The following is a 15,732-nucleotide window of genomic DNA, read 5'->3' on the forward strand; positions in this document are numbered from 1 at the left end:
CTGCTCCTTTTTTTAAACTTGTCTCATGGCAAATCTTAATGAATGGAATTTGCTTTCTGTTGAATCGCTTCTAGATGTTAAAACGACTGGGACTTTTGTGCCAACAATCGTTCCTCCCACTTTGGCGTGCCCAAACAAGGTTAATGATTTGTATAAACAATTTCCAACATCAATAGTTGGGACCACTAAAATATCTGCATCCCCCATGATAGGACCGCTGTAACGTTTATGCGCAACCGCTTCTTCAGAGGTCGCTAAATCAAGCGAAAGTGGCCCAAAAACCGTAGCCTCTTGTTGATCATTAAAATGTGCCGTGACTTCTTTTGCTAAAACAGACGAAGGCATTTTAGGATTGAAATTTTCCGCTGCGCTTAACAAAGCAATTTTCGGGTGATGCAGTCCCAATTTTTGGGCGACTTCTTTAGCATTTTCAACAATTTCAATGAGGGTCGCTTGAGTGGGGGCGATATTCATCGCACAATCGGTTAACAAGAAGGTTTTCCCCGCAGGCAGCTCCACCATTGCTACATGAGAAAGAATCGGTTTATTTTTTAATTGATGCTCGCTTTTCAACATTTCTTTTAGTAATGTGTGGGTCTGAATAATTCCTTTCAATAAAATTTGTGCTTGACCAGTTGCGACTAAACTGACAGCTTCCTGTGCTACCGCGGCCTCATCTGAGCAATGAACATATTTCCAGAGATTTTCAGTATCAAGATTTTCATTTGTATCAAATACAATAAACTGCAACGGTTGCTCGGCTTCTTTTAGTGCTTTTTTAACTAGCTGTAAAATCTCTGGTTGTGAACCTCCTGCAATTGAAACAGTGATCATTTTCTCACCTCATTTTTTCTTCTTTACACTTTAAATCTACCTTAGTATGTAAGCGCATACAAATTGTTAATTTTTATGTCCTTATTAATATTTTTTATAGAGAAGGAAAAGCTTAGTAAATCAAGCTTTTCTTTCTCTAAACAATTGTTATCTAATTTACTTTTCATGAAAAAACTTCTTTTCTAAGAATGAAAGGAAAACTTATGCTTCGGCACAGCTGTTTATTTATGTCAGATCCTAAAGCATGTTATACTTTAGATACTTATTTTTAGGAGGAATTAAATGGCACTACTACTATTCTTTTTGTTTATCGCCCTACTAGGATTTGGTATATTAAAAATTAATAACCGCAGTATCCTCGGCGGTATCACTCTGGCTTCTGGCACCTTATTGTCATTAGTCACCTTACTATTTATCGGACTAGACAAAATTTATTTACATTTTAAGAATGGCGACCTAATTACTTTGGCCATTGCTTATCTATTAATTCCCGCTGTGTTTATCGGCATTTGCCTTTACTTTATTTTTAATTCACGTACGATGCAAACGAAAGAAGGCAAAAGTGTCACGGCTAAATTGTCTGCTAGCCTAGGACTGAACTTATTAATTGCTTTACCCGCCTTTCTATATTTATTATCAGTTGGCACAGCGCAAATACCTTATGTGCTTTTTCTGCTCTTACTTTTTCTATTGTTAATGGATCTTTTGCTGACCTTTCTATTTGCTGCTTACGTCTTGTATTCATGGATGTACCAAATGATTCCTTTAAAAAAAGCGGTTGATTATATCATTGTTTTAGGTTCGGGAATTCGTAGCGAGGAAGTACCTCCACTTTTGAAGAGTCGGTTAGATAAAGGGATTGAATATTATGAAAAAAATCCCACCGCTAAATTTGTAGTCAGCGGTGGTCAAGGTCCTGACGAACCTGTGGCCGAAGCTTTCGCAATGAAAAAATATTTGCTTTCACAAAATATTCCTGCAGAAGCAATTTTGATGGAGGACCAATCCACAACCACTTATGAAAATATGTTGTTTTCTAAAGCAATAATTCAGGCAGATTGGCAAAAGATGCCGTCTGATTCTAAACAACCCTCTGTTATTTTTTCAACAAATAACTATCATGTCTTACGAGGAGCTATGTATGCCCATCGTGTCGGCTTAAAAGCTGAAGGTGTCGGGGCGCCAACTGCCTTATATTTTTTACCAACTGCTCTAATCCGAGAATACATTGCCTTACTGGTTCATGATAAGCGAATTGTGCTTTTTGTTTTTCTACTTGTCACTCTTCTTTTAGGAATCAGTATCTTACCCATCTAAAAAAACAGCGACTCACATTTTTGTGAGTCGCTGTTTTTATTCTTTTAATATAAAAAGGTTTAATGAACGTAATTGGCTATCAATGCAATCAGCCATAAATGAAGCGGATAGAATCCGTAAAATAAATATTTGAAAAATGGTGCTTTGCTTCCTCTCTCACCATTGTAAAGCGATATAAATGGTAACACAGTGATAAACATAAAATCAGAATTATAAGCTAACATTTCAATTGTCGTTGGCCAATCTCCCAACCATTGAAAACTTGTAACTAAGAAAAAGAGCGCTAATGCACCATATAAACAGTTCCGTAAGACAAGTCTCTTTCTGGCTAAATACGTAATCAACATAAAAGGTAACATCACAATGCCACCTTCAGCAAACATTGCTCCTATTCCTAAAATTGCTAATATACTAATCAATAAAACAATTTTTAAACTGATTTTTGGCATCTCTAGCATCGCTTTTGTCACAATTAACATACTGACACCCAGGGCTAAGGTGAAGAAAATATTGTTGTGAACAGCAACAGCTGGATTATTCACTAAATGATTTAGAAGCGTATTTCCAACAAACATGATTGCTGCCCAAATATACAAACGACCATTGTAACGATAAACATTCCGTGTATAGTTGAACCCTTCTACAGCCATGTAACCAAAAAATACACCGACACAACGAGTAATTACATGAAAAATCAGTGCCCATTCTGGCGGAACAAAATAACTAATATGGTCAAGAACCATTAACCCCATCATCAATAACTTTAAGCGATTTGCGTTCATGAATCGTCTCCTTTATTTTTTCTACAGAAACTATCATATCTTTTTATATAACAGAAAACAACGAACATTCTTGTTAGATTCAACCATTCTTTTTGTCACTTCCGTTAAACTTGGTACCGCAAAGATAAGTCTTCAAATAAATAATGTTGGTATTTAAATTGTTCAAAATGAATTTTTCGAATTTCTTGCTTAATGGCTGTTAAGCATTCATCGACCGTCATCAATGATTCTTCTTTTAGAAGCGCCTCTTCTATTAATAATTTGCATTGGCAATCAATCAATAAAAGTTGACTATAGAATGTGTAAAATGTTTCTTTATTTAATTTTTCAATCAAATTTTTAGCTTGATTCTGCAGCTTTTGATAACATTTGGTCAATTTTTGATAATCCATTAAATCAACTAACTGACCTTGTTTTAACATGTTACTAAAGTCTAAATCCCAAAGCATTTCTTTAGTCGGCTGTTGCAATAAATAATACATAGAATGACTACTAATAATTTCAGTGGTCGGTTCTTCAATTGTTTCATAAAAAGTCACAAAATATTCTCGCTCAATCACAGTAATAATTTCTTCTTCTGAAAGCTCACAATCTTCTAAATTTTGATAGAATATCAATAATTTAATCCGCTCATCTATTTTATTCAGCGAAGCGACTAATTCAGGAAAAAGAACCGACTGACAATTCTCTACTAATTCTCTTGCCTTATTTTGTTCATTTTTATAAAAGCTGTATAACTTTTTCCGCTGTTTTAACGAGTTTAATAAGTTATCGGGTATATTCCAGTAATATTGTTTCTTCATAGCATTCCCACTCTTCTTTTTTATGTACAATTTTACAAAATTGGTCTTAGCCAATTTCGTCTCTAGTTATTCTATCAAAAAAGTGACGCTTTTTTACTGACAATAATTACTCGTTTTACGCCCAAAAAGTGAAAACTCAACTGTTAAGTAATTATTGGGGCTTGTTTCTCGCGGGCCGAAAAAACTTTTTCCTTTTAAAAGTCCAGAAAAAGACCTACACTAGAGATAGACAAACGTTGGAGGGATTTAAATGGATTTACACTTAACGAATAAATTAGCATTAATTACTGGTTCAACCAAAGGAATTGGCAAAGCAATTGCGATTGAAATGGCTCGTGAAGGGACCGATGTCATTATCAATGGGCGCAATGAAGCCGAAGTAATCAAAGTTGTTGAAGAAATACAAACAATGTTTCCAGACACTCATCCTCAAGCAGGAACTGCCGATATTTCCATTGAAAGTCAACGAACTACTTTACTTGAAAAATTCCCTAAAGTCGACATTTTAGTGAACAATATGGGGATTTTTGAGCCAATGGAATACTGGGACATCGATGACGCCACTTGGGAAAAATTTTTTACTGTGAACGTGTTGTCAGGCAATGCATTAGCAAAAGCTTATCTACCTAAAATGCTTGCACAAGATTTTGGTCGCATTATTTTCATTGCTAGCGAAGAAGCGGTGATGCCTTCTGGCGAAATGCCCCAATATAGCATGACAAAAACGATGAATCTTTCCTTAGCTAAAAGTTTATCTAACTTAACTGTTGGCACACATGTCACCGTTAACACGGTTATGCCTGGCTCAACCCTTACCGAAGGTGTAGAAAAAATGTTGGAAGATATGTACGCTGATTCAGACATTCCCAAAGAGGATTGGGAAAAAGATTTCATGAAAAATCATCGTTCTCGTTCACAAATCCAACGGCTCATTCGACCAGAAGAAATTGGTCGTTTTGTTACCTTTGTGGCCAGCCCAGATTCTTCTTCTTTCTCAGGAGAAGCCTTAAGAATCGATGGCGGCTTAGTTCCAACAATCTTCTAAAATAAACAAAAAAGACAGCCAGCAAAAATTCACATTTTTTGCTGGCTGTCTTTTTAAGCATATTAATTGATTACTTACCAAAAGTAAGTTATATTTATCTCGAATTCGAAATAAAAAGAGGTGAAACAATGACCCAACAGCAAGAAGCTTTAAAAGCCTATATCGGTTTATTAAGAACCAGCCATCAACTAGAGCAACTTGCCAAGCAAGATGTCACTTGTTATGACTTAAACATTACAGAATTTTCAGTGTTAGAGCTGTTACTCCATAAAGGTCCTCAGACCATCCAAAAAATTAAGGAGAAAATTTTAATCGCTAGCAGTAGCACCACTTATGTTATTGACCAATTACATAAAAAAGGCTATGTAACGCGCACCCCCAGTGAAAAAGACCGACGCATTACTTACGTTGAATTAACAGAAGCTGGAAAAACATTAATTAAAGAAATTTTCCCGACGCATGCAAAGCGAATTGCAGAAGCATTTGAACAACTCTCTTCCGAAGAATTAACACTTCTTCAAAAAACTTTACGAAAAATAACAAATGAAACGAAATGAGGAAATAATGATGAAAAAAGAAGATCAATTATTAGGAATCCACCACGTTACAGCTATGACAAGTGATGCAGAAAAAAACTATCACTTCTTTACGGACGTTTTAGGGATGCGTTTAGTCAAAAAAACAGTGAATCAAGATGATATCTATACTTACCATACCTATTTTGCCGATGATTTGGGTACACCAGGTACAACCATGACCTTTTTCGATTTTCCCAATAACCCTAAAGGATTAAAAGGAACCAATACAATTTCAAGAACAGGGTTCCGGGTTCCTTCAGATGCAGCTTTGACTTATTATGAAAATCGCTTCAATGAATTTGCTGTCAAACACACAGGTATTTCTGAAGAATTTGGCAAAAAAGTCCTTCGCTTCTGGGATTTTGATGATCAAGCGTATCAATTAATCTCTGATGAATTAAATCAGGGCGTTGCAGCGGGCACCCCTTGGAAAAAAGGACCTGTCCCTACAGAATTTGCGATTTATGGCTTAGGACCTGTCGAAATAGCTATTTCCTATTTTCATGAATTCAAAGAAGTCTTTGAAGAAATTCTAGGCTTTCACGTAGTGGCACAAGAAGGCAATCGCTATTTACTAGAAGTTGGCCAAGGTGGCAATGGTGCCCAAGTCATTTTGGTAGACGATGATACTAGCTCACAAGCGCAACAAGGATATGGTGAAGTACATCACGTTGCATTCCGCCTAGCGGATCGTAAATCACTTGGGACTTGGCAAGCGCTCTTTGATCATTTAGGCTTACAAAACTCTGGCTATGTCGATCGTTATTACTTTGAATCATTGTATGTTCGTATTGGGCATATTTTAGTCGAATTAGCCACCGATGAACCAGGATTTATGGGGGATGAACCTTACGAAACATTAGGAGAAAAGTTATCTCTTGCGCCATTTTTAGAAAACCGTCGTGAGTATATTGAGAGTGTTATCAAGCCTTTCAATACAAAACGAGCCTAAGGAGGAAAAAACATGCATTCAATTTTTAAAAAAGGACATCCTGAAGCACCTGTCTTTGTGCTACTTCACGGTACAGGTGGTGATGAAACATCTCTCCTACCAATTGCCCAAGAACTAAATAAACAAGCTACTGTGCTAAGTATTCGTGGTGATGTTTCAGAAAATGGAATGAATCGTTATTTTAAGCGCCTAGCGGAAGGTCATTATGACTTAGAAGATCTAGAAAAACGCGGCGAGGCGCTTCATAAGTTTATTCAACAAGCCGCTAACGAGCATCAATTTTCATTGGATAAAATTATTTTTATTGGCTATTCAAATGGGGCCAATATCGCTATTCAATTATTGCTTACTCATCCCGATAGTTACCATCAAGCTGTCCTCTATCATCCCATGTTTCCTGTTGAATTGACCAATCAACCAGACTTGACCGACACTTCTGTTTTATTATCTCTAGGAGAGCATGACCCGATTGTTCCACTTCCTGAGAGTATGCGTGTGATTCAACTATTTCAGAATCATGGAGCAACCGTACAAGAGGTTTGGACACAAAGTCATCAATTAACTTATCAAGAAATTAAGGAAACACAAACTTGGTTGGCACATCTGTCCTCTTAACAAAAAAGTGGGTGCTAAGTCGAAATGACTTAGGACCCACTTTTTCTATTTTGAGATAATTCACTGTCTGAGCTTCTTTTTATTCTGCCATTTGAACAACTATTTTACCAACTGCATGGTGCGTTTCACTGAGTGCATGTGCATCATAAATCCCTTGTCTAGAAAAAGGGAAAACTTCACCAATAATTGATTTCACTTTTCCAGCTGCCATCAAATCAGCAATTTTTTGTAATTGTTCTCCATTTGGTTGAAGCCAAATACTTTCAGCAGAAATATTTTTTTCGGCTGCCAATTGTTTATCTTCAATGCCCACAATTGAAACAAGACGACCGGTGTTTGGTTTTAAGACGTCAAAACTATTTTTTTGAACCTCACCCCCCATTGTATCAAAGACCAAATCAACATCAGTTAATACCTCTGCAAAATTCGTTGTATGATAATCAATCACTTCATCTGCACCAATTTTTTTCAGTAAGGCATGATTTTTTGCGCTAGCGGTCGTGATGACATGTGCGCCCGCTTCTTTTGCTAGTTGAATCGCATAAGTACCGACCCCACCTGCACCAGCATGAATTAAAACAGTTTCTCCTTCTTTAAGGTGCCCATGATCAAACAATGCTTGCCAAGCGGTTAAACCAGCCAACGGAACGGCAGCCGCTTCTTCAAAGCTAATTGTTTCAGGGATTTTTGCTAATAAATGATCATCCACAATCGTTACTTCTGCATAGGTCCCAAAACGAGTAGTTTCAGGACGAGCAAAAACTTTATCGCCAACTTGCCAATCCGTTACTTGACTCCCCACCTCTGTAATCACACCAGCGACATCCCAACCAAGAATAATCGGAAAGGACCAATCAAACATCTGTTTTAAATATCCTTCACGCAATTTCCAATCAATCGGATTAATTGATGTCGCGTATTCTTTTACCAACACTTGATGTTCCGATAATTCTGGCAGTGTTACTTCTGCTTCTTCAAGTACCTCTTTACTTCCGTACTGATTAATCACAACAGCTTTCATAAACCAACTTCCTCTCATTTGTTTCATTTTTCACACTTTTAGTATACGCCTATTGCCTTCTTTTTATATAAGAATATGCTTTAGTTAAATTGAGAGAAAGTAGCTGTTTTTAGTCTATTATTCATAACGTAAAGATTCAATTGGATCTAATTTGGCTGCTCTTCGAGCTGGTAAAGTTCCTGCTAAAAAAGCAATAAACATAATAACTAAGATAATCATTAGTGAAGATGGCAATGAAAATTGAATTAATTTAAATCCTGTTAAAGCCTTTAAAAAAGAATCCGTTGCCAAACGATTAACTAAATTTCCAACCCCAACAGCTCCTAAAATGCCTAACATTGAGCCAAAAAAGCCAATTAAAGCCGCCTCAACACTAAAAATTGTAAAGACTTTCCCATTGCTAAGACCCATGGCTTTCATTAAACCAATTTCTCGCGTTCTTTCTTGGACAGACATATACAGCGTGTTAATAATGCCAAAGCTTGCAGCTAACAAGGCAATTGCACCAAACATGGTTAAAACACCAGTGATTGCATTGATTATATTACGAATCATACCAATTTCATCTTCGACAGTAGTCGCTAAATAGCCAGCTTTATCTAAGTCTTTTTTGATGTCCTTAATCTGCTCTGGCGTGCTGTCTTTTTTAACTTCAGCAATAATCATCGCGTATTGATTTTTTAAATGTTCTGGAAGATCTGCTTGATTGATTGAGACAACTTTATCAATCAATGCTTTATTCATCAGCGAGAGCCCATTTTGAATGACACTGGTATTTCTAACGCCAACAATTTTTGCTTCAATAACTTGCTCTTGTCCTTTCAAGGAACTTGAGATACCTAATTGAACTGTTTCTCCCACGGCAGCTTTACTAGATGTATAGCCGAGTGCCTTTACATATTCTGGTGACAAATTAATTTCGAAGTCCTGGCTCGTTTGCGAAACTTTACGGCCAGCCGCTAAATCAATGGTCATCTCATCTAGCGCAGAAGTTGCTGAAAATACATATTTATGCTTATCTGCTCCTTTTATATAATCGATAGCAACGGATTTCATTGGTTCCACTGATGTAATATCCGAGATTTTTTTAATCTTCTCAATATCTTTTTCAGCAAGCATACTTTGTTGTTGAATCGTACTGGTTTTTTTCTCTGGATTATATTTACTTGGTTCTGTTCCGTTACCAACATTCATCTCCATTTTTGGCTGAATAAATAGCTGATTTGCACCACCGACACTGCCGACTTGTTTGTCAATATAATCATTTACACCAATATTGACTCCTGTAGTTAAAGCTATGGTAAATGCTCCAATAAAGATTGCAATAATGGTCAATACGGTTCGGCCTTTATTACGCATTAAATTGGTACTAGCTGATTTTAAAATATCTCTAAATTTCATTTACTCATCTCCTCCTACAATCAAGCCGTCTCGAACATGAACTTGCCGATCACAACGTGCTGCTAAATCTGGATCATGTGTCACAATAATTAAGGTAATTCCTTTATTTTTATTTAAATCAAATAATAATTCTTCAATTTTCTTCCCAGTGGCAGAATCTAAATTCCCTGTAGGTTCGTCCGCAAAAATAATTTGCGGATTATTAACTAAAGCACGCGCTATGCATACCCGTTGTTTTTGACCACCAGATAAATTATTCGCTTTGTTTTGAACTTTATCTTCCAAACCGACTGCTTTTAACGCATCTAAAGCCATCTTTTTCCTCTTGCTACCGGAAATTCCACCAATTTTTAATGGTAAAAGAACATTATTTAAAACTGTATCCTTGGCATTCATAAAGAATTGTTGAAAAACAAAACCAAATTCTTCATTTCTCGTTTTATTCAGCACTTTCTTTCTAATACTAGTAACATTTTTACCATTTAAATAAATATCTCCTGAAGTTGGTTGATCTAACAATGCCAAAATGTGCATAAATGTTGATTTCCCAGAGCCACTTTTACCAATTATGGCCACAGATTCACCTTTTTCAACTTTTAAATCAACACCTTTTAACGCATCAAATTTTGTTTCGTTCTTTCCATAACTTTTTTTAATATTTTTTGCTTCAATTACCGCCATGTTACCCCTCCATTTTTCATTCTTTGTCGTTTACTTATTTACAAAGTTTTTTACTCTTTTCATACTCCTTTCTTCTCTTTCTATTTTGACGGAAGCCCTTTCCTTTGTCATGGTACTTCCGATGTATCTCTCAATTAAAACAATAAGAACATGTTCCAAATTCACCTCATTGAACATGTTCTTATTAATTAGTTATGCATTTACGCGTTTAATTTCACGATGTTTATTCAATAAATAGGCCAAACCAAGATTAATGCCAACAAAGCAACTGATTGTCAGAAGAAGTGGTAGGACCGTAAAACCAGTGGATTGATAACCAACCATTGCTTGCAAGACATGGAGCATTCTCAGGCGCATTGGTGCCCCCCCTAATTGTGCAATCGTGCCCAGTAAAATAGGAATCATTAATAACAGCAATAAAACAATGAGTTTTTTTACGCCATCTATCCGATCATTAAAGACACCTGCTAACAAGCCAAGTGAGCCGCTAAGCATTAGTAAGATAAAAAAGAGCAACCACGACATGAAAAAGTTTCCTTGCGCATAGACATCAATTAATTTCATTGATAATTGAAAATGAGAAATGAAATTGCCGCTAAATACTTTAATCAGTACAAGTACAGCCAAGGATCCAACCAAAGATAAAATAGCATTACTTACAAAATTAACCAAAAAAATCGTCCAGCGGGAAAGCCCGTTTTGAATAAACAGTTTAAAATCTGTGTTTACCCCTAAAAATGATAGTATCCCCATAAAAACCAGACAAGGAATTACTGCATCAGAGCTGACAGTGTTCACGTCGTTAGAAAAGAGCAACCCAATAAGAGGAAAAAGAATGCCGAACAAAGCATAAAAGCCAAAATAAATTGCTAAGGAACGGACTTGATAAATAACACGATACCGCAAAGCTGTTTTAAATTTCATTTTACTTTTCCTTCTTTCTATTGGTTAATTGTACAAAATATGTTTGTAAATTTAGCGGCGCAATTTGAACCTCTGCTTTTTCAGTCGGCAAGTCGCCGTACACGTAAGCCGTAACTGCTCCACCTAAAGTGTCCATGCCTAAGATTTCCAATGACTGAGTATAGCGCTCTACTTGTTCTTTCGGCCCAGAAACAATGCGACCGTTTTTCAAAATTGTTTCAATAGATTCTGCGCGAATCAATTTTCCTTGATCAATGATGATAATATCTTCTAATAAATTCGCAATTTCTTCAATCAAATGGGTGGAAATCACAAACGTACGGGGACGTTCTTGGTATGTCTCAATTAAATAAGTATAAAATAATTCCCGATGATTGGCGTCTAAACCTAAGACTGGCTCATCTAAAAAAATATACTCACAGGGGACGGATAGCGCCACTATTAGTTTAGCAATACTCCGATAACCAGTTGATAATTTTTTGAATGTCTTTTTACTATCTAAACCAAAATCGCTTAACATTTGTTCGGCCAAAGACCAGTCAAAGGATCCATAAAAACCTTCAGTCGTTTTAAAAATATCTTTAATTTTTAACTGAGGAGGAAACAAATTATCTTCACTCATTAAGTAAATATGAGTCAAAGCAGCCTCATTATCGGTCACTGTTTCTCCCGCCAATTGAACGGAACCTGAAGTGGCAAAACTTCGATTATTTATGATATTTAATAACGTACTTTTACCAGCCCCGTTTCTGCCTAAGAGCCCATAAATCGTTTCTTTTTCAAAAGTAATTGAAATATTATCTAGTGCTTTTTTTTGATGATATTTTTTACTTACTGATTCCACCCGCAAACTCATGCTTCATACCCTCTTTCAATTAGTTGTTTTAATTGTTCAGCTGTAATCCCTAATTTTTTAGCTTCTGCGACAACTTCTAAGACTTCTTTATTTAAAAATTCTTCTTTCCGTGCACTTCTTACTCTCTCTTGAGCGCCTGGTAAAACAAACATGCCAATCCCCCGTTTCTTTTCAATCAGCTGTCGTTCTACTAATAAATTCATTCCTTTTAAAACGGTGGCTGGATTGATTTGGTAACTTTTTGATATTTCTGTGGTTGAGGGAATTTGTTCGCCTTCTAAGTAAGCGCCATTAAAAATTCCTTCGGCAATCTGATCGGCTACTTGCTGAAATAAAGGCTTTTCCCCCGAAAAATTAAATTCCATTTTTACACCTCGCTTAAACGGTTAACTGCTTATGTAACTAACTATATATCTTAGAAATTCTTTTGTCAACAAAAAAACCATTGTTTCCAAAGAAATTTTTCTTTGAAAACAATGGCGATACTTTTGAGTTTATTGAATGGTTTCGTTCTTATAGGGTTCCATTGTATAACAATTCATCGGTTGTTTCGTTGACAATTTTTAAGCGATTTTGTTTTTTTATCAAAATACTTTTATAGGTCGTTCCTGTAGCCTTTTCTTCCATCACAAGAATGCGTTTATACTCATTATCAGTGACTTGCTTAATCGTTGTTTGATTTAAGGACGGGATTTTTTCTTTTAGCGTTTTTTCTTCCGCCAGACCTTTTAAGATTTCTGATTCTGTAGTGGAACTTGTGGATTTACTAGAATCGCTTGATACACCTTCGTTATTAGACGCACTTTCAGATGACTTGCGACTTGATTCGGTTACTTTAGGCTGTGATGATTCACTGGTATTGGTTGAATTCATTTGGGTTTGATTCCCACATGCACCAATTAGCAACCCAACGCCTAAGATAGAGCTTGCTAAAATAGTTTTTCTAATCATTTGCATGACCTCCTACATCTATCATTACTTTAACCTTAACATTTTTCAGCTAAGAGAACAATTTTTCAGATTAGAAAAGACCACTAGTCGTTATTTAAATAAACGAACTAGTGGTCTTACTTATTTAGGAATGATCTTCATATGAGTGAGTGGGTAATAAACAAATTGTGCTTTCCCTAAGATTTGATCTGCATGTATTGCACCAAAAGAACGGCTGTCTTTGGACATACGGCGATTATCACCAAGCACAAAATAGCTATCTTTAGGTAATTTTTCTTGCATTAACAATTCTTTTGAATCAAAATTCGTAGTGTAAGGCATCGTTTCATGATCTTTTTTTCTGTTTTTAGTTAAATAGGGTTCAGCGATTGGCTGATTATTGACATATAATTGATCGTTTTCGTAACGCACAGCTTCCCCTGGTAAACCAATCACACGTTTAATCAGAATCGATCCTGTGTCTGTTTTAAAGACCACCACATCAAACCGTTTAATGGCGGAGAATTTTTCCATCACAATCATATCTCCTTGATTCAAGGTTTTTTGCATAGAATGGCCATCCACCCGAACAGGAATCAGGAAAAATCCTCTTAAAATAAAAACGGCTACGATTGCTGGTACTAAGATTTTCAAAAAGTACATTAAATACCCAACATAATCACGTTTCTTCTTCAACTTCGTGCCACCTTTTTTCTAGTTTTTTTGAATTTCTTTGACTGCTGTATCGTAGGCAGCGTCATTTTCAAGAATTAATTTACCTAAAGTGGCTTCAATTTTTGTGGCTGTTTCATTGTCGATTTCTCCAGTTACAGGCAAGCCATTTTTCTGTTGAAGATCGCTAACCGCTGCTTTTGTTTCTGCGGTGTAGTTTGCATTGTTTTCATCAACAGGATACGCTAATACAGCTAAAATAGCATTTAAGTTCTGAATATCTTCAGATTGATCTCCTTCTTTTAGCGTTTTATCGCGAGGAATCAATTTTAAATAGGCATACTCGGGGTAATCAGCTTTGATGGTTGGTTCAATTCCTTTTTCGTTGATCCATTCGCCTTTTGGTGTTAACCATTTTAAAACAGTCAATTTTATTTCGGTTTGGTCATTTAAATCCTTCACCGTTTGGACCGTTCCTTTGCCAAATGTTTTCGTTCCAATTAATGGGACATTCGCAGATTCATGCAGTGCTGCAGCAAAAATTTCGGATGCACTGGCACTATTGCCATCAATGATAACTGCAACAGGTTCTTTTACTTTAAAGCCGCCGTCTAATTCTTTGGAAGCAACTTCTTTCATCGTACGTCCTTTTTTGTCTTCAAATTGAACAATTGTTTCGCCATTTTTTAAAAACATACTGGCCATTCGCTCTGCTTGATCTAGCAGTCCACCAGGATTTTGGCGTACATCAATTACAAAGGATTTAGCTCCTTTGTCTCGTAAATTCGTGATTGTTTCTTTCAATTCCTGATATGTTTTTTTACCAAAGGACGTAATTTTAATCGAGCCAATTTGTGCATCTTTTTTGTCTAACTCACCTGTCACTGTTTTAACGGGAATTTTCCCACGTTTGATTGAGATATTTTTAGTTTCTCCCTCTCTTTGGATAGTCAATTCAACGGAAGTTCCTTTTTTACCTCGGACTTTTGACACGACTTCTGCTAGTTTCATCCCTTTTGTAGCTGTACCATCAACTTTTTCAATAATATCGCCTTCTTTGATTCCCGCTTTTTCAGCTGGGGAATCTGCTACAGGTGCCTCTGCTACAACTGGTTCGCCATCTTTCATTGTCATAGTGGCACCAATTCCTTCAAAATCGCCAGATAAGCTTTCGTTTAAATCATTGGCAGCAGATTCATTTAGATAAGTTGAGTATGGGTCTCCAATGGCTTCAGACATGCCTTTTAAGGCGCCTTCAACTAATTCATTTTTATCTACTTCACCTACATAATTGGTACTAATTTCATTATATAAATCCTGCACTTTGCTTAAATCAGCATTGGTAATTGCCCCTTCTTGACTCATCTTTTTAACACGATGATCAAAATAAATATAACTACTTCCTCCAGCTAAAAATGCGACACAGAGGAGCGAAATAATATATTGATAAAAAGGAACAGTTCGTTTGTTCTTCATAGATTTCATCTCATTTCTAACAAATTCGTCACTACTTTTGTTTACTATAACATGAATGAAAAAAGAGGAAAAGCTTTGTTTGCTTTTCCTCTGGATTTATTTATTGTTTTCAAGGTACTTTTCCCATAACTCATCAAAGATGTCCATGTTGCTTAAATAGTCAGCATTCATTTCTAAATAAGAAGAAAGTTCATGATAATCCTCGGTTTGTTTTGGAAACTGAATATCTTTGGCCGCTTCATTGGCAAAATCAGTTTCAGAATCTTTAGCCGGACCTTTTAATGTCATTAAGTAATGGTAAAAGCTTCGTCTCATGTAAATTAATCACTCCATTTTTCTTCGATAAATTCACTTCTACGTTGATGGGACAATCCATAACGCAAAGCGTCTTTTTTATAAAAGTCTTGATGGTATTCTTCAGCAGGATAAAATGGTGCTGCTGGTTCGATGGTGGTAACAATTGGTTCTGTAAAACGGCCGCTATTAGCTAGACGTTCTTTACTTTTCTCAGCAATTTCTTTTTGTTCTTGAGAACGATAAAAAATAACTGGCCGATAATTATCGCCGCGGTCTTGAAACTGACCGAAAGCATCAGTAGGATCCGTTTGTTGCCAATAAATGTCCACTAATTGTTCGTAAGAAATAATCGCTGGATCAAAGGTGATTTCTACTGCTTCCGTATGGCCTGTTGTGTGTGTTAGAACCTGTTCATATGTTGGATTAGGCACGTGCCCACCTGTATAACCCGAAACAACTGAGATAATCCCTGGTTGTGTATCAAAAGGCTGCACCATACACCAGAAACAGCCGCCTGCAAAAATTGCTTTTTCTTCCATCTCTAACAC

At 36.3% G+C, this 15,732-nt stretch carries 19 protein-coding genes; 5 read left to right on the forward strand and 14 right to left on the reverse strand.

What is annotated here, in order from left to right; all coding sequences use genetic code 11:
• Nucleotides 1-12: 12 nt before the first annotated feature.
• Nucleotides 13-834, reverse strand: coding sequence for a branched-chain phosphotransacylase (gene ptb, locus IGK03_RS07185; RefSeq protein WP_002360223.1), 822 nt, complete (start codon nucleotides 832-834; stop codon nucleotides 13-15).
• A 282-nt stretch (nucleotides 835-1,116) separates the two neighbouring features.
• Here ptb and IGK03_RS07190 point away from each other — a divergent pair, with 282 nt between their 5' ends.
• Nucleotides 1,117-2,151: a YdcF family protein gene (locus IGK03_RS07190; protein WP_010707546.1), complete on the forward strand. Its 1,035-nt coding sequence runs from the start codon at nucleotides 1,117-1,119 to the stop codon at nucleotides 2,149-2,151.
• A gap of 59 nt (nucleotides 2,152-2,210) precedes the next feature.
• Here the strand turns inward: IGK03_RS07190 and IGK03_RS07195 are convergent, their stop codons facing one another.
• Nucleotides 2,211-2,933, reverse strand: coding sequence for a TraX family protein (locus IGK03_RS07195; RefSeq protein ID WP_002357468.1), 723 nt, complete (start codon nucleotides 2,931-2,933; stop codon nucleotides 2,211-2,213).
• A gap of 104 nt (nucleotides 2,934-3,037) precedes the next feature.
• Nucleotides 3,038-3,790, reverse strand: coding sequence for a DUF7006 family protein (locus tag IGK03_RS07200; protein WP_002384475.1), 753 nt, complete (start codon nucleotides 3,788-3,790; stop codon nucleotides 3,038-3,040).
• Nucleotides 3,791-3,986: 196 nt separating this feature from the next.
• Between IGK03_RS07200 and IGK03_RS07205 the strand changes: the two genes are divergently transcribed.
• The 4 genes from IGK03_RS07205 to IGK03_RS07220 all read left to right on the forward strand — a co-directional run bounded on the left by IGK03_RS07205 (nucleotide 3,987) and on the right by IGK03_RS07220 (nucleotide 6,926).
• Nucleotides 3,987-4,781: an SDR family NAD(P)-dependent oxidoreductase gene (locus IGK03_RS07205; RefSeq protein ID WP_002360217.1), complete on the forward strand. Its 795-nt coding sequence runs from the start codon at nucleotides 3,987-3,989 to the stop codon at nucleotides 4,779-4,781.
• A gap of 128 nt (nucleotides 4,782-4,909) precedes the next feature.
• Complete coding sequence (locus IGK03_RS07210; protein WP_002374757.1) at nucleotides 4,910-5,338, forward strand: MarR family winged helix-turn-helix transcriptional regulator; 429 nt, start codon at nucleotides 4,910-4,912, stop codon at nucleotides 5,336-5,338.
• A gap of 10 nt (nucleotides 5,339-5,348) precedes the next feature.
• Complete coding sequence (locus IGK03_RS07215) at nucleotides 5,349-6,311, forward strand: ring-cleaving dioxygenase (RefSeq protein WP_033596522.1); 963 nt, start codon at nucleotides 5,349-5,351, stop codon at nucleotides 6,309-6,311.
• Between the two features lie 12 nt (nucleotides 6,312-6,323).
• On the forward strand, nucleotides 6,324-6,926 hold the full coding sequence (locus IGK03_RS07220) for an alpha/beta hydrolase (RefSeq protein WP_002361880.1): 603 nt from the start codon (nucleotides 6,324-6,326) through the stop codon (nucleotides 6,924-6,926).
• A gap of 79 nt (nucleotides 6,927-7,005) precedes the next feature.
• On the opposite strand, the gene IGK03_RS07225 is transcribed toward IGK03_RS07220, so the two are convergent.
• The 11 genes from IGK03_RS07225 to msrA form a co-directional block, all read right to left on the reverse strand.
• On the reverse strand, nucleotides 7,006-7,974 hold the full coding sequence (locus IGK03_RS07225; RefSeq protein ID WP_002398751.1) for an NADP-dependent oxidoreductase: 969 nt from the start codon (nucleotides 7,972-7,974) through the stop codon (nucleotides 7,006-7,008).
• Between the two features lie 90 nt (nucleotides 7,975-8,064).
• Nucleotides 8,065-9,348, reverse strand: a complete 1,284-nt coding sequence (locus IGK03_RS07230) for an ABC transporter permease (RefSeq protein ID WP_010775867.1) — start codon at nucleotides 9,346-9,348, stop codon at nucleotides 8,065-8,067.
• Nucleotides 9,349-10,029 (reverse strand): ABC transporter ATP-binding protein, encoded by a 681-nt coding sequence (locus IGK03_RS07235; RefSeq protein ID WP_002357457.1) that lies wholly within the window; start codon nucleotides 10,027-10,029, stop codon nucleotides 9,349-9,351.
• A 192-nt stretch (nucleotides 10,030-10,221) separates the two neighbouring features.
• A complete protein-coding gene (locus tag IGK03_RS07240; protein WP_002371093.1) occupies nucleotides 10,222-10,953 on the reverse strand; it encodes a hypothetical protein in 732 nt (243 codons plus the stop codon).
• Nucleotide 10,954: 1 nt separating this feature from the next.
• Complete coding sequence (locus tag IGK03_RS07245; RefSeq protein WP_010707542.1) at nucleotides 10,955-11,809, reverse strand: ATP-binding cassette domain-containing protein; 855 nt, start codon at nucleotides 11,807-11,809, stop codon at nucleotides 10,955-10,957.
• Nucleotides 11,806-12,174, reverse strand: coding sequence for a GntR family transcriptional regulator (locus tag IGK03_RS07250; protein WP_002365712.1), 369 nt, complete (start codon nucleotides 12,172-12,174; stop codon nucleotides 11,806-11,808). The genes IGK03_RS07245 and IGK03_RS07250 overlap by 4 nt, the downstream gene beginning before the upstream one ends.
• Before the next feature lie 148 nt (nucleotides 12,175-12,322).
• Nucleotides 12,323-12,766: a hypothetical protein gene (locus tag IGK03_RS07255; RefSeq protein ID WP_202334835.1), complete on the reverse strand. Its 444-nt coding sequence runs from the start codon at nucleotides 12,764-12,766 to the stop codon at nucleotides 12,323-12,325.
• A gap of 114 nt (nucleotides 12,767-12,880) precedes the next feature.
• Nucleotides 12,881-13,435: a signal peptidase I gene (gene lepB / locus IGK03_RS07260; protein ID WP_002382369.1), complete on the reverse strand. Its 555-nt coding sequence runs from the start codon at nucleotides 13,433-13,435 to the stop codon at nucleotides 12,881-12,883.
• Between the two features lie 18 nt (nucleotides 13,436-13,453).
• Nucleotides 13,454-14,896: a S41 family peptidase gene (locus tag IGK03_RS07265; RefSeq protein WP_050590288.1), complete on the reverse strand. Its 1,443-nt coding sequence runs from the start codon at nucleotides 14,894-14,896 to the stop codon at nucleotides 13,454-13,456.
• Between the two features lie 87 nt (nucleotides 14,897-14,983).
• Nucleotides 14,984-15,202, reverse strand: coding sequence for a YozE family protein (locus tag IGK03_RS07270; protein WP_002364020.1), 219 nt, complete (start codon nucleotides 15,200-15,202; stop codon nucleotides 14,984-14,986).
• Nucleotides 15,203-15,207: 5 nt separating this feature from the next.
• The gene (gene msrA / locus IGK03_RS07275; RefSeq protein WP_002357448.1) at nucleotides 15,208-15,723 is read right to left on the reverse strand and encodes a peptide-methionine (S)-S-oxide reductase MsrA; all 516 of its coding nucleotides are present in this window, start codon (nucleotides 15,721-15,723) and stop codon (nucleotides 15,208-15,210) included.
• Between the last annotated feature and the right edge of the window lie 9 nt (nucleotides 15,724-15,732).

Origin of the sequence: Enterococcus sp. DIV2453a (assembly GCF_050533535.1) — a bacterium.
GTDB lineage: Bacteria > Bacillota > Bacilli > Lactobacillales > Enterococcaceae > Enterococcus > Enterococcus faecalis.